Genomic DNA, 14744 nt, shown 5'->3' with positions numbered 1-14744 from the left:
GCGTCTTTTTCGTTGCTTTCCTCGGGCGAGGCGCAAGCCGTTGCTCCTTGGATCCTAGCGGACAACGAGCAGGGTCTTGCCTGTCTCTGATAGTGCGTTAACAACGCACTTCTCCCGTAGGAGTCAACGAAACGTGACGCTTTTTAGGTAATATCGTGACGGAAAGCCCGAACGGATTGTCTCTCGATATCTCCTGTTCACTCTCTATAAGAATTTGTCTACACGTTGAAAAGATAGGGTAACCTATCTTTTTTTGCTATACTGAAAAAAATAGCAGGTTTACACCGGAAACGAGGAATCAAGCGTGAAAAAATCTACAACGGCAGTCATAGCAGTCAGTACATTCGGACTTGGCCTAGGGGCAGGCGCAGTCGGTATGTTAGCAACAGGTGGTACCGACACGGTGACGACCAGTTCATCGGGCGAATCGGGGGACTGGAAAAAGGTTGATCAAGTCCGCCAGATGATTTCACAGTATTACCTAGAAGATGTCACGGATCAAGAATTGCTTGAAGGAGCACTCAGTGGGATGACGGAAGTGCTTGACGATCCCTACTCGGTCTACATGGATGAATCGGAAACGGCGTCGTTCAACACGAATCTGTCTTCATCGTTTGAAGGAATTGGCGCGACACTGGAGCAAAAGGGTGAGGCAATTGTCATCGTCGCTCCGATTAAAGGGGCACCCGCTGAAAAAGCAGGAATCAAGCCGGGTGACGTCATTATAGAAATCGATGGCAAGTCGACGAAAGGTCAAAAGACGGATCAAGCTGTCAAAAAGATTCGTGGTGAAAAAGGGACGGAAGTCGTCTTGACGATTCAACGCGGGGGACAAGACCCGATGAAAATCACGATTGAACGCGATACGATTCCGATTGAGACCGTTTATTCGGAAACAGAACAAGTGAACGGGAAAACGATTGGTGTACTCCAAGTGACTCAGTTCTCTGACCCGACTGCAGAAGAGTTCGAAAAGCAACTCGCTGCTCTCGAAGCGAAGAATATCGATGGACTCGTCATTGACGTCCGGGGAAACCCGGGCGGACTGTTGACGGCAGTTTCGAAAATGATTGCGCCATTCATTCCGAAAGATACACCGATTTTCCAGGTCGAAGACAATAAAGGCGACCGGACGCAGGAATTCGGGAAGGCGGACGCGAAGAAACCTTATAACATCGTCGTGTTGGAAGATAGCGGTTCCGCGTCAGCGTCAGAAATTTTAGCCGCCGGTCTGAAAGAAGGCGCCGGTGCAGAAGTCGTCGGTACAAAGTCATTCGGTAAAGGGATCGTCCAAAGTGCGTATGACTTAAAAGATGGCAGTGACCTGAAGCTGACAACGAACAAATGGTTGACGCCAGATGGGAACTGGATTCACAAAAAAGGAGTTAAACCGACCGTTGAAGTCAAACAACCCGCGTATTTCAATGTCACGAAAATATTGACGGATGACAAAGCGCTCAATGTCGGGGACTATGGAAAAACTGTCGAAAATGCACATCTCGTGCTCGAAGCGATCGGTTACGATCCGAAAGGGCAGGATGGGTATTATGGCGACACGATGAAACAAGCAGTCGAACAACTTCAAAAAGATGCCAAGCTCGAAGTCACGGGTAAGATTGACCCGGTGACGGCTTCCGAGATGGAGACACGTCTCTTGAAAAAGTTAGAAGACTCGAAAAATGATGTACAACGCATCAAGGCACTTGAAGTTGCTGCTGAATAAATCACGGAAAGAGGTCTGAATGGGCGTGGAATTATTCGATGGAATCGGTTGGACAGTGATTAGTCTTATCGCTAGTCCAATCCTGTGGTTAGCCATTCTAGTCAGTGTTGTAATCGGTATTCGTCGCGTCAGGCGAGAACGGAACTTGTTCCGCTCGAAATCACGCGATCAACGGACCGACATTTTTGAGACATTACTGCCCGGTCTGCTCGTCGGGATTGTCTTATCTGCAATCAGTTTGAGTTTACAGGTGACCGTCAGCCCGGTCTTCATTGTCGCCTTTACGGCGCTCGCTGCCGTGACATTAGTGATTGGCGTCGTCCGGTTTAACTTGCCGCTTTGGCCGCTCAGCGTTTTGGCACTTATCGGGTGGTTCGTGACGGATGAACGGATGGACGGGATTAAAGAGGTCGACGCGACGACGTTGCTGTTGCTTGCGAGCTTGACGCTGCTGGCAGAATTGGCGCTCGTCGCGTGGCGCGGTCAAAAGCAGTTGTCCCCATCACTCGTCTTATCGAAGCGGGGGCGTTTCATCGGTGGGTTGTCCGCGAACAAACTGTGGTTGATTCCGTTGCTCGTCATTGTTCCAGGCAGTAGTCTCGAGGAATGGTTTCCGCGGTTCGCTTTTCCGGAGTACGTCCCGCTCGTGCTCTTTTTCCCGCTCGGCTTCAGTTTTCTGTTCACAGGAAAATTGCCGGCTGAGTTGATGCGTCCATTGATTCGGGGTCGCGTCATCACATTGTTACTCGCGGTCTTGTTGACACTGGGTGCGTACGTGACGAACCGGGAAGAATGGTTATTCGGTCTACCGCTCCTGCTCGTCTTGCACATCATCTTGCACCAACGGGTCAAACGTTTGAATCGTTCAGCGACGCCGATTTTCCTCAATGGAAAACGGGGTGTCGTCATCCTGGGGACGTTCCCTGGATTACCGGCATCAGAAATGGGGCTCGTACCCGGAGAAGCCATCTATAAGGTCAACGGTGATTTTGTTGATTCCGAGACGAGCTTCTATGAAGCGATTCAAAAGCATAAACCGTACTTACGTCTCGAAGTGATGAATCATAATGGAGATGTTCGGTTTGCACAACGGGCTTTTTATGAACAAGATCATCATGAACTCGGCATCATGTTCGTCAGTGAGCCGGGGAATCGCCGGACGAAAATTCGAACGCTTCAATAATGAACATCCTCTATCACGTAAGTGGTAGGGGATGTTGTTGTTTCTTGAGTGAACTTTATCTTTTTCAGAGATAATCCGTACTGGGACTTTTTCTTTTTTGGAAAAACGGGTAACTTCCTAGAAGGAGCACTTCATAATCGAATGTTTGTTCGTAAAGTGATACAATAAAGATAGATTTTTTACGGAATGAGGGGGAAGTTAGCGATGGATTTTGAGTTAGTGTCACCATTTGAACCAGGCGGCGATCAGCCGGCTGCCATTAAACAATTGGTCACCGGCGTCAAGAACGGCGAGCGGCATCAAACGTTGCTCGGAGCGACCGGAACCGGTAAGACGTTCACCGTCTCGAATGTCATCAAAGAGATTAAAAAGCCGACGTTAGTCCTGGCGCATAATAAAACACTGGCCGGGCAACTGTACTCGGAGTTCAAAGAATTTTTCCCGAACAACGCGGTCGAGTACTTCGTCAGCTTTTATGATTACTATCAACCGGAAGCGTATGTCCCGTCGACGGACACGTTCATCGAAAAAGACTCGTCCATCAACGATGAGATTGATAAACTCCGTCACTCGGCGACATCTTCCTTGTTTGAGCGAGATGACGTCTTGATCGTTGCGTCCGTCTCGTGTATCTACGGTCTCGGTAACCCGGAAGAATACAATAATCACGTGTTGTCGCTTCGTGTCGGCAACGAGATGGGGCGTAACGAGATGCTCCGTCGTTTGATTGACATTCAATATGAACGAAATGACATCGACTTCCAGCGCGGGCGGTTTCGTGTCCGTGGTGATGTCGTCGAGATTTTCCCGGCGTCACGAGACGAACAATGTGTCCGTGTCGAATTTTTTGGTGACGAAATCGAACGGATTCGCGACATGGATCCGTTGACAGGTGAAATCATCGCCGATCGTGAACATATCTCAATCTTCCCGGCGTCCCACTTCGTGACGGGGGACACACGTCTTCAAAAAGCAATCGCGAACATCGAAGTCGAACTTGAGACGCAACTCGCGAAGATGCGTGAAGACGGGATGTTACTTGAAGCGCAACGTCTTGAGCAACGGACGAACTACGATCTCGAGATGATGCGTGAAATGGGTTACTGCTCAGGAATTGAAAACTATTCCCGTCATTTAAACCTGATGCCGGAAGGATCGACGCCGTATACGCTCATCGATTACTTCCCGAAAGACTTCTTGCTCGTCGCCGATGAGTCGCACGTCACGTTACCGCAAATCCGCGGGATGTATAACGGTGACCAGGCGCGGAAACAAGTCCTCGTCGAGCATGGTTTCCGTTTGCCGTCAGCGAAAGATAACCGGCCGCTTCGTTTTGAAGAGTTTGAAGAGAAGGTCAGTCAAGCAATTTATATCTCAGCGACGCCGGGACCTTATGAGCTCGAGCACTCAAAAGAGATGGTTGAACAAATTATTCGTCCGACGGGACTCGTCGATCCGACGATCGAGATTCATCCGATCACGGGTCAAATCGATTACTTGATGGACAACATCCGGGACCGCGTTGCGAAAAATGAACGGGTTCTCGTGACGACATTGACGAAAAAAATGTCGGAAGACTTGACCGATTATTTAAAAGAACACGGTGTTAAGGTCAACTACATGCACTCGGAAATCAAGACGCTCGAACGGATTGAAATCATTCGCGATCTGCGGCTTGGTAAGTATGACGTACTCGTCGGGATCAATCTGCTTCGTGAAGGACTCGATATTCCGGAAGTGTCGCTCGTGACGATTCTCGATGCGGATAAAGAAGGTTTCTTACGGTCCGAGCGATCATTGATTCAGACGATCGGACGGGCGGCCCGGAACTCGGAAGGGCACGTTGTCCTGTTTGCAGACAAGATTACAGATTCGATGCAACGGGCAATGGATGAGACGGAACGTCGGCGCAACATTCAGCTCGCGTTCAATAAAGAACACGGCATTACGCCGAAAACGATTCAAAAAGATGTTCGCGGTGTCATCAGTACGACGATTGAAAGTGATGATACGGTCGAAAAACTGGAGAAATTCAATAAACTGAAAAAACCGGAGCGCGAAACGCTACTCGAACAGTTGGATCAAGAGATGCGACAAGCAGCGAAAGACATGCAATTCGAGCGCGCAGCAGAGCTTCGAGATCTTATATTAGAATTGAAAGCAGGTGCCTAAGTTGGGAGACAAGAAAAACAAGATTATCATCAAAGGCGCTCGCGTCAATAACCTTCAAAACATCGATGTTGAAATCCCGCGCGATCAGCTCGTCGTCTTGACGGGCTTATCGGGATCCGGGAAGTCATCACTAGCGTTCGATACGATTTATGCGGAAGGGCAACGACGTTATGTCGAAAGCCTCTCCGCTTATGCACGCCAGTTTTTAGGGCAGATGGATAAACCGGACGTCGATGCGATTGAGGGACTTAGTCCGGCAATTTCAATCGATCAAAAAACGACGAGTAAAAACCCCCGCTCGACTGTCGGGACGGTGACGGAGATTTATGATTACCTCCGTCTGCTGTATGCGCGAATCGGCAAACCGATCTGTCCGAACCACGGGATTGAGATCTCGAGTCAAACGATCAGTCAGATGGTCGACCAAGTGATGGAGTTACCTGAGCGGTCGCGGTTGCAGATTTTGGCACCAATCGTTTCCGGACGAAAAGGGGCGCATGTCAAAGTCTTTGAAGATTTGAAAAAAGAGGGCTTCGTTCGTGTCCGTGTCAATGGCGATACGATTGATTTAACGGATGACATCGCACTCGAAAAAAACAAGAAACACTCGATTGAAGTCGTCGTCGACCGTGTCGTCGTCCGACCGGACGTCGAATCACGGCTCGCCGACTCACTCGAAACAGCACTTCGCCTCGCGGAGGGACGTGTCATCGTCGATACGATGGATGGCAATGAGCTCCTTTTCAGTGAGCATCATGCGTGTCCCATTTGTGGTTTCTCAATCGGAGAACTCGAACCACGGATGTTCTCGTTCAATTCGCCATTCGGGGCCTGTGCCTCATGTGACGGACTCGGGACGAAACTTGAAGTCGATGTCGATCTTGTCGTACCGCATGCAGACAAGTCACTCAACGAAGGGGCAATCGTCGCGTGGGAACCAACGAGCTCACAATATTATCCGCAATTGCTCAAAGCAGTCTGTGAGCACTTTAAAATCGACATGGATACGCCGTTCGAACAGTTGTCAGACGAACAACGCGACATCATCTTAAACGGCAGCTTGAAAGAAGAAATTCACTTCCGTTATGAAAATGACTTTGGCATGGTCCGCAACACGGATCTGTTCTTTGAAGGTGTCTTGAATAACTTGCAACGTCGCTACAAGGAGACGTCGTCGGATTACATCCGCGAACAGATGGAAGGATATATGGCGAAAAAAGCATGTCCGACTTGTAAAGGGCATCGTCTGAAACGCGAATCGCTTGCTGTCAAAGTATCCGGTATCCACATCGGAGAAGTGACGAAGATGTCAGTCAAGCAAGCCGTCATCTGGTTCGAAGAGTTACCGGCGAAACTATCGGAAAAAGATCAAACGATTTCGCGGATGATCGTCCGCGAGATTCATGAACGGTCGTCGTTCTTAGAAAACGTCGGTCTCGATTATTTGACGATTTCCCGTGCTGCCGGCACATTGTCCGGTGGGGAAGCGCAACGGATTCGTCTCGCGACACAAATCGGTTCCCGTCTGACAGGTGTCCTCTATGTCCTTGACGAACCGTCAATCGGCTTACACCAACGTGATAACGACCGATTGATCAGTACGCTGAAAACGATGCGCGATCTCGGAAATACGTTGATCGTCGTCGAACATGATGAAGACACGATGATGGCAGCGGATTATCTGATTGATATCGGACCCGGTGCCGGTGATCACGGCGGCTTCGTCACAGCGGCCGGTCGACCGGAAGAATTAATGAACGACGCGAATTCACTGACCGGACAATATTTGTCGGGGAAGAAGTTCATTCCTGTGCCGACTGAACGGAAACAACCAGACGGACGGGCGTTACGAATTAAAAAAGCGTCAGAAAATAACTTAAAAAATGTCGACGTCGATATCCCGCTCGGCTTGTTTGTTGCCGTGACCGGAGTATCAGGTTCCGGGAAGTCGACATTGATTAATGAAATTCTCTATAAGACGATTGCACATGAGATGAACCGGGCAAAAGAAAAGCCGGGAGCGCATAAAGGCATCACAGGACTCGACCAAATCGATAAAGTCATCGACATCGACCAATCCCCGATCGGTCGGACGCCACGTTCGAACCCGGCGACATATACCGGTGTCTTTGACGACATTCGTGATGTTTTCGCTTCGACGAACGAAGCGAAGTTACGCGGCTATAAAAAAGGACGCTTCAGTTTCAACATCAAAGGTGGCCGGTGTGAAGCGTGTCGCGGAGACGGGATCATTAAAATCGAGATGCATTTCTTGCCGGACGTTTACGTTCCGTGTGAAGTCTGTCACGGGAAACGGTATAACCGCGAGACGCTCGAAGTAAAATATAAAGGTAAAACGATTTCGGACGTTCTTGCGATGACAGTCGAAGAGGGACTCGAGTTCTTCGAAAAAATTCCGAAAATCAGTCGGAAGCTGCAAACGATTGCTGACGTCGGATTGACGTACATGCGTCTCGGACAGCCGGCGACGGAACTGTCGGGCGGTGAAGCACAACGCGTGAAGCTTGCTTCGGAACTGCATAAGCGGTCGACTGGGAAAACGATTTACATTCTCGATGAACCGACGACGGGACTGCATGTCCATGATATCGCCCGCCTGTTGAAAGTCTTGCAACGCCTCGTCGACAACGGCGATACGGTCCTCGTCATCGAGCATAACCTCGACGTCATTAAGACGGCGGATTACTTGATTGATCTTGGTCCGGAAGGTGGCGATGGTGGAGGTATGATTGTTGCAACAGGAACACCGGAAGACATCGTGCAAGTCAAGGAATCGTATACAGGACATTACTTGGCACCTGTTTTGGAACGAGACGCAGCCCGAATCGAATCATGAAACTTTTTTGACGGAGGATTCGTAAAAGGGAAGTAAGGGAAGTAGAACGAAAGAGTGAATAAGTTTTCCTGCGTCATAGCGTGTTCAGAAAATAGGAGGGGAATGTTCATGAAACAAGATATGCGTCAGTTGATACTTGAACAGGTAAAAGAAGGAAAGTTGACGATCGATGAGGCACTCGATAAGCTCGAACGCCTTGAAGCACTCGATCAGCAACAATCGACGACAGCAAGTAATCATAAGTATGTCGATGAACCGGAACAGTACGACCGCGTCGATCATTACACGGTTGATTCACTGACGTCGAAAGTGATGTCTGCTTTTGATGGTCTCGTCAACCGGATTAAAGAGAGTGATCTCTCATTAAATCAGACGTCCGGTCCGAACGTCACGTACGTCAAACAATTCCCATTCAGTGGAGAGACGATTCATTTGGATTTATTTAATGCCAATGCTGTCGTCGAACCAAGTGATTTAGAGGAGTGTGAGTTGACGGTGACGGGGCGTCCGCTTCGCCAAGTCAATGAGGAGCAAGCGCTCGAACAACTTCAAGCGTCGCTTCAACATTCCGTCTCCGCTAACACGCTATCGATTCGCTTGAAAGATAAACGCGTCCGGGCGACGATCCACTTAAAAGTTCCGCGTCGTCACTACGAGGCGTTCGTGTTACAGACGTTGAATGGCGAGATTACGTTGTCGTCGCTTGACGCGACGAGCGTTCAACTGATGACAGCGAACGGACGGATCCATGTCCGCGATCTTTATAGTGAGGATTTGAAAGCTTCGACGGCGAACGGTTCGATTGAAGTCGAAGAGTCAGAAGTCAAAATGTTAAAAGCGAAGACGGCGAATGGTCAAATCATCGCGAACGGGGTTTTTGAACGTTCTGAGCTGAAAACCGCGAACGGCAATGTCCGTTGTGAATTAAAAACAGCCCATGACGCGAAGATTCAAGCGTCGTCACTCGCGGGAAGCATTGCTTTGATGTTACCGCATGGTGCTGAAGTATATGGTGAGCTGGAAACAAACTTTGGTGGGTTGAATTGTAACCTCGATGAGATGGAAGTGATTCGCGACCAAAAAGATGTCGTGAACCGTAAACTTCATTTCGTCTCCGGTCGTGATCGGACGCCGAAGATTGAAGTCGAAGCCGATACGAAAACGGGAACGATTTCCGTGACGCACGGTGTTCACTTAAGTCCGCAAGCGTTCTAATCAAAAATCCCGCCTGCTTCCTGAAACCGGAGCCGGTGGGATTTTTTTATCGCTTCCTGATGAAAATGTATGATCAAGCATCGCAATCAAAAAATGATGTGCGTTTGTCTACAATCAAAAAGAAGGGGATGCGCATCATGTAGATGGCATCCCCTTCTTTTCGATTAGTAGTTATAGTCTTCATCCATCATGGGTTCGTCCCAGTTCATATTGTCGAAGTTGTTCATGTCGTACCCGAATGAAATGAACGTGATGACACCGACGATAGCGAGGACGATTGCGGCAATAATTAAGCCGATTCCCATCCAGCTTTTACGACGGACACGATTCCAATAAAAGATGATGGCAAGAATGAATGAAATGAACGATCCGCTTAAGAAGACACCGATCAATGAGATGATGAAAAATAAGAGCGATGTCTGATTTTGATCACGCGAATAGGACTTCCACATATCGATTAACGAGATGATGATGTAGACGAGTCCGAGGATTGCAAGGATCCCGCATAAAATCATAATGATAATCATTCCGATACCACTACCTGACATATTCATCATTATCAAAACCTCCTTTCTTGTTTTCTCTAACGTTATTCCTTTCCCAAGATTATCAGCTTCTAATCGAATTCATTGATTTTAGCAAAAATATGGTACAATACTTCAAGTGAAAGGGGCTGATTGAGCGTGCAAGCAAAAGTGCGAACAGCTGAAATCGTAAAGCAATTCAATTTAAAAATTGTCACCGGAGAAGAAGGACTACATCGTCCGATTTTGACGGCTGATCTCTGTCGACCGGGCCTCGTCCTCGCTGGTTATTATGCGTATTATCCGGCAGAACGTCTGCAAGTCCTCGGGAAAACAGAATTGACGTTTTTCAACAACCTGACGTATGAGGAACAGCTCGAACGAGCAAACGTCCTCTGTACAGATGAAACACCAGGGATTTTAGTGACGCGCGGGTTTGAGGTACCGGAAGCGATCATCAAAGCAGCTGACGAAACGAACGTACCGCTCTTGACGACGAAGGGACATACGACATCGGTCGAATCTCAAATCACGAACTTCCTCGAAGCGGAACTCGCCCCGACGACAGCGATGCACGGCGTCCTCGTCGATATTTACGGGGTCGGCGTCTTCATCAAAGGGGCAAGTGGTGTCGGTAAATCCGAAACGGCACTCGAACTCGTCAAGCGGGGACACCGCCTTGTCGCGGACGACTCCGTTGAAATTCGTCAGACGGGTGACGGCATCTTAGTCGGCACAGCGCCGAAATTGATTCAGCATCTCCTTGAGATTCGCGGAATCGGCATCATCGACGTCATGACGTTGTTCGGTGCAGGTGCCGTACGGTCGCATAAAAAAATCAGCCTCGTCTGTAATCTGGAAATTTGGGATCAAACGAAAGTCTATGACCGCGTCGGTCTTGATCAAGAGACGTTACAAATCATCGATACGGAAATTCCGTTTTTGACGATTCCGGTTCGTCCCGGGCGTAACCTTGCCGTCATCATCGAAGTCGCGGCGATGAACTATCGTCTGAAAAATATGGGCATCAACACAGCAGAAGAATTCGCCGGACGTCTCGCGCAAGCGATCGAAGACGGGAATGGTGGTCTATGATGGGGACACTCGCAACGGTACAACCGACATTCGACCGCGTCGCGATTGAGCTCGGTCCGATTCCAATCTATTGGTATGGTGTCGTCATCGCCTTGGGCGCAATCGTCGGCTTGATGATCGCCATCTTCGAATCGAAGCGAATCGGTTTCAACGAAGAATACGCGGTCGATGTCGTCATCTGGTCGATTCCGATCAGCATCATCTGTGCCCGGATTTACTATGTGGCTTTCGAGTGGCAGTATTACGGTCAACATCTCGATCAAATCATCAACATCCGCCAAGGCGGAATCGCGATTCACGGTGCCATCATCGGGGCGATTTTGACAGTCATCCTGTATACGCGAAAGAAAAACATTTCGTTTTGGCAAATCGCGGATATCCTGGCGCCGTCACTCCTGTTCGGTCAAGCGGTCGGACGTTGGGGCAACTTCTTCAACCAAGAAGCGCACGGGGGAGAGACGACATGGTCGTTCCTGCAAGATACGTTGCACTTGCCGAACTGGATCGTCAATCAGATGTATATCGACGGCGTCTATTACGTGCCGACGTTCCTCTATGAGAGCATTTGGAACATCATCGGCGTCATCTTGTTGATTGTCTGGCGGATGAAGTTCAATCCGCGTCGCGGCTACGTCTTCCTCGGTTATCTCGTCTGGTACTCGATTGGACGTTACTATATTGAAGGACTCCGGACGGATAGTCTGTTGATGGGGGACGGACTGCGGACGGCACAAATCGTCTCGATTTGTTTAATCGTCTTCGGACTCGTCATGATGGTCATCCGGAAAAATGCTGTCCGCTACTTGGATGGAACGACACGGGAGGCGAAGTGAAACGATGATTAATACGATTCTATTTGATTTAGACGGTACGTTGATTGATACGAACCCGTTGATTCTAAAAAGTTTTGAACATACGCTCAGTTACTACTATCCGGAACGGACGTTTACGGAGGCAGAATTGCTTCCGTTCATCGGTCCAACACTGGAAAAATCATTTTCAGAGCTCAACGCCAAGCAGTGGAAAGAGATGGTCGCCTTTTACCGCAGCTATAACATCGCGATGCATGACGCACTCGTCCTTGAATATCCGGGTGTCCTCGACGGTTTACGCCGCTTGAAGGAACAGGGCTACAAGATGGCGATCGTGACGTCAAAAAGTCGTCGCGTCGCCTTAAAAGGGATTGAGCTGTTCGGACTGACGTCACTGTTTGAGACAATCATCGCAGCAGACGATGTGACGGAAGAAAAACCAGCCGTCGAACCATTTGAAAAAGCGATGGCACTCCTCGGTTCGACAACAGACGAGACAATCATGGTCGGGGATAACGACACGGATATCAACGGCGGGAAAAATGCCGGATTGAAAACCGTTGCGGTCGGCTGGGCGATTAAAGGACGTCCGTATCTCGAAGCATTAGAGCCAAGCGTCATCATCGACTCGATGGAACACTTGAGTGACTGGATCGAGGCGCAAAATGGCACGGCGGACTGATCGCTATCACGTCGGGGCGACGAATCCGTTATGGCACATGTACCGGACGGTTTCGTTCTTCAAGGTCATGTGGTGTTTCCTCATCATTACAATCGGACGCTTTTCGCCGTCGCTCCGCTTTAAGAATGGCTTGTACCGGACGTGTCTCCGGATGAAGATCGGCGACCGGACGGCGCTTGCCTTGATGGTGATGCCGGACACGATGTTCCCGGAACGAATCTCGATTGGCTCGAATACGATCATCGGCTTCAACACGACGATTCTCTGTCATGAGTATTTGACGACCGAGTACCGGGTCGGTAATGTGACGATCGGTAGTGACGTCTTAATCGGCGCGAACGTGACGATTTTACCAGGGGTGACGATCGGGGACGGTGCTGTCATCGGTGCCGGTTCCGTCGTTCACCGGGACATCTTACCGAACGAACGTGTCTCGAGTCAGCCGCTTCGCCGGCATGAAATGTGACGAAACTGTGAGAAGGAGGTCGATCCGCAATGAATTATATTCGCTTCACCTATAAAACAGGAAAGTATTTCGGAAGATTATTCGCAGAACGTCCACAAGGTCTCGTCGTTGAAGTCCTCGCGGTCGAGAAACATCCGACGCAAGGTGATCTGCATCAACCGAACCAAGTTGACGTACCGCTCTTCCATATCCGTACCGCCTTACATCAACACGAAAAAATCACGGTTTCTCCAAGCGTCGTCTATGCATATGACGGAGAGATTCCAGCGTATTCCGACAGCTTACGCCAAGCATTCGAAAAAGATGTTGAGCGTCTGCAAAACAAGAATCCGCAAGAAGATGCTTTTGTACGAAAATGCTTAGAGAACTACAAGGAACTCGAAACCATTTATGCGAAACGCTGGGCGTAAACCCCGGCGTTTTTTTCTGTTGCAACGCTATCCGAGATAGGTTATTCTTGTCTCTGCAACTACGAAACTAGATTTATATTATGGGGGCTTGAATCACTATGGAATTAACGGAATACAAAGCAGACCCCTTTGCGATTACAACGCGCCAAGCGGAACTTTTTTATTTTCGCGGACGGAAGGCGCATCGGGAAGGGAGACTCGAAGAGGCGGTCTATCATCTTGACGAAGCAACGACGCTTCAACCAGAAGATGTCCGTTACCTACTACGTTACGCACGTGTCCTGTTCGAAACGGGAGAAATCAATCATGCGAACGATGTATTGAAACGTGTCCGTGCACTCGATGAGTCAAATACCGAATCACTTTTTTATTTAGCGAACAACTATGCGCACGTTTCTTTATATGAAGAAGCAAAAGAATATGCGCTCGAATATTTAAAACATGCGCCGGCAGGCAAACACGCAGAGGCATCGGCCGCACTCGTGGAATTGATTGATCTTGAGCAAGAGCTTGAGGATGACGATGAAGATGAGTTGATTCGTCTCCATGCACAAGCCCAGCGCCAAATCGATAAAGGGATGTTGTTTGCAGCACAGGACACACTCGAGTCCTTGATCGCGACATACCCGACATTTTGGCCAGCCTACAATAACTTGGCAATCGTCGAATTTTATCTCGGTGAAAATGACCGGGCTTTCCATTCGCTTGAACGCGTCTTAGAAGGAAATCCGGGAAATCTCCACGCGCTTTGTAATACGCTCGTTCTCTTACATGAGATGGGGCAGGATGAAGAAGCGCACCGTCTGTCACGGAAGCTCGAACACGTTCGTTCCGTCAATCTTGAAACACGTTATAAAGTCGCATCGACTCTTGCGATCATCGGTCGTCATGACTTAGCGTACGAAGAATTGAAATTGCTCGAACGCCGTGGCTATCGAGGCGACCCACTATTCGGTCACTGGTTATCGATTTCTGCATTCAAAACGGGACATATCGAAGAAGCCGCAGCCTTCTTACAATCAAAAGAAGCCACGAGCTTACGGGAAGAACAAGAGGCATACGACATTCGTCATAACCTTCAGTTTCGTTCAGCCTTGATTCAAGCGTTGAAAACGGAAGATGATGTCTCACGCATTTTCACGGCTTTGTTACTCGGGAAACTAAATGACGAGGAAGCACGGTTAGCCCTTTCGATGATGCCGGAAGTGACGGATCACGAAGATGTCCTGCAGCTGACAGAACAAATTTTGCATGAGATGAATGGACGGAGCGATATCGTCGATGAACGGATTCATCGTGCCTTACAGACGATTCGTCTCGCAGAACATTACGTATCTGACGAAGAGCGGATGAGCCTTGAAGGCGATTTTTATGAACGGTTTGCCCGACTCGTCCTCAGTGGCGAAACGTTCGACTCGGTCGAACGTTCAGCCGCTGCACTAATCCATCTGTTTCACGAGTTACGGGAAGGGATGTTGATTGAAGAGTGTGCCGAACTGGTTGATGTCTCTTTTGATGAGGTGGCGATGACGATTCGTGCCTACAAACAACACCTGACACCTGCTCGGGCAAAATGTTAGACGTTTGCCATATTCTCACCTATAC

12 protein-coding genes are annotated in these 14744 nt (G+C 49.0%); 11 read left to right on the top strand and 1 reads right to left on the bottom strand.

All coding sequences use genetic code 11. The annotated features are described in order from the left end of the window. Positions 1-304 precede the first annotated feature (304 nt). The 5 genes from A0126_RS11920 to A0126_RS11900 all read left to right on the top strand — a co-directional run bounded on the left by A0126_RS11920 (position 305) and on the right by A0126_RS11900 (position 9150). The gene (locus A0126_RS11920) at positions 305-1723 is read left to right on the top strand and encodes a S41 family peptidase (RefSeq protein WP_088837758.1); all 1419 of its coding nucleotides are present in this window, start codon (positions 305-307) and stop codon (positions 1721-1723) included. A gap of 19 nt (positions 1724-1742) precedes the next feature. After that, positions 1743-2906 carry a PDZ domain-containing protein gene (locus tag A0126_RS11915; RefSeq protein WP_088837757.1) on the top strand — a complete coding sequence of 388 codons (1164 nt, stop codon included), beginning with the start codon at positions 1743-1745 and terminating at the stop codon, positions 2904-2906. Between the two features lie 204 nt (positions 2907-3110). Then, positions 3111-5078: an excinuclease ABC subunit UvrB gene (gene uvrB, locus A0126_RS11910; RefSeq protein WP_088837756.1), complete on the top strand. Its 1968-nt coding sequence runs from the start codon at positions 3111-3113 to the stop codon at positions 5076-5078. A gap of 1 nt (position 5079) precedes the next feature. After that, complete coding sequence (gene uvrA, locus A0126_RS11905) at positions 5080-7935, top strand: excinuclease ABC subunit UvrA (RefSeq protein ID WP_088837755.1); 2856 nt, start codon at positions 5080-5082, stop codon at positions 7933-7935. A 108-nt stretch (positions 7936-8043) separates the two neighbouring features. Continuing rightward, a complete protein-coding gene (locus A0126_RS11900) occupies positions 8044-9150 on the top strand; it encodes a DUF4097 family beta strand repeat-containing protein (RefSeq protein WP_029331375.1) in 1107 nt (368 codons plus the stop codon). Positions 9151-9314: 164 nt separating this feature from the next. On the opposite strand, the gene A0126_RS11895 is transcribed toward A0126_RS11900, so the two are convergent. Next, positions 9315-9707, bottom strand: a complete 393-nt coding sequence (locus A0126_RS11895; RefSeq protein WP_088837754.1) for an Asp23/Gls24 family envelope stress response protein — start codon at positions 9705-9707, stop codon at positions 9315-9317. Positions 9708-9833: 126 nt separating this feature from the next. Between A0126_RS11895 and hprK the strand changes: the two genes are divergently transcribed. The 6 genes from hprK (at position 9834) to A0126_RS11865 (ending at position 14719) form a co-directional block, all read left to right on the top strand. Further along, positions 9834-10769: an HPr(Ser) kinase/phosphatase gene (gene hprK, locus A0126_RS11890; RefSeq protein ID WP_029331373.1), complete on the top strand. Its 936-nt coding sequence runs from the start codon at positions 9834-9836 to the stop codon at positions 10767-10769. Then, positions 10769-11602: a prolipoprotein diacylglyceryl transferase gene (gene lgt / locus A0126_RS11885; RefSeq protein WP_088837753.1), complete on the top strand. Its 834-nt coding sequence runs from the start codon at positions 10769-10771 to the stop codon at positions 11600-11602. The genes hprK and lgt overlap by 1 nt, the downstream gene beginning before the upstream one ends. 4 nt (positions 11603-11606) lie before the next feature. Beyond that, complete coding sequence (gene ppaX, locus A0126_RS11880) at positions 11607-12263, top strand: pyrophosphatase PpaX (RefSeq protein ID WP_088837752.1); 657 nt, start codon at positions 11607-11609, stop codon at positions 12261-12263. Next, the gene (locus A0126_RS11875; RefSeq protein WP_088837751.1) at positions 12247-12729 is read left to right on the top strand and encodes an acyltransferase; all 483 of its coding nucleotides are present in this window, start codon (positions 12247-12249) and stop codon (positions 12727-12729) included. The genes ppaX and A0126_RS11875 overlap by 17 nt, the downstream gene beginning before the upstream one ends. Before the next feature lie 29 nt (positions 12730-12758). After that, the gene (gene kapB / locus A0126_RS11870) at positions 12759-13139 is read left to right on the top strand and encodes a sporulation phosphorelay system protein KapB (RefSeq protein ID WP_088837750.1); all 381 of its coding nucleotides are present in this window, start codon (positions 12759-12761) and stop codon (positions 13137-13139) included. A 98-nt stretch (positions 13140-13237) separates the two neighbouring features. Then, positions 13238-14719: a tetratricopeptide repeat protein gene (locus A0126_RS11865; RefSeq protein WP_088837749.1), complete on the top strand. Its 1482-nt coding sequence runs from the start codon at positions 13238-13240 to the stop codon at positions 14717-14719. Positions 14720-14744: the final 25 nt, after the last annotated feature.

The sequence above is a fragment of the Exiguobacterium sp. N4-1P genome, assembly GCF_002214325.1.
Note: the sequence above shows the minus strand (reverse complement) of the source record. Positions and strands in the feature narration are given on the sequence as shown.

Excerpts from the sequence above, each read along its gene's own strand:
- A0126_RS11915 (WP_088837757.1), top strand. The coding sequence starts at position 1,743 with ATGGGCGTGGAATTATTCGATGGAATCGGTTGGACAGTGATTAGTCTT.
- uvrB (WP_088837756.1), top strand. The coding sequence starts at position 3,111 with ATGGATTTTGAGTTAGTGTCACCATTTGAACCAGGCGGCGATCAGCCG.
- A0126_RS11900 (WP_029331375.1), top strand. The coding sequence starts at position 8,044 with ATGAAACAAGATATGCGTCAGTTGATACTTGAACAGGTAAAAGAAGGA.
- A0126_RS11895 (WP_088837754.1), bottom strand. The coding sequence starts at position 9,707 with ATGATGAATATGTCAGGTAGTGGTATCGGAATGATTATCATTATGATT.
- lgt (WP_088837753.1), top strand. The coding sequence starts at position 10,769 with ATGGGGACACTCGCAACGGTACAACCGACATTCGACCGCGTCGCGATT.
- ppaX (WP_088837752.1), top strand. The coding sequence starts at position 11,607 with ATGATTAATACGATTCTATTTGATTTAGACGGTACGTTGATTGATACG.
- A0126_RS11875 (WP_088837751.1), top strand. The coding sequence starts at position 12,247 with ATGGCACGGCGGACTGATCGCTATCACGTCGGGGCGACGAATCCGTTA.
- kapB (WP_088837750.1), top strand. The coding sequence starts at position 12,759 with ATGAATTATATTCGCTTCACCTATAAAACAGGAAAGTATTTCGGAAGA.
- A0126_RS11865 (WP_088837749.1), top strand. The coding sequence starts at position 13,238 with ATGGAATTAACGGAATACAAAGCAGACCCCTTTGCGATTACAACGCGC.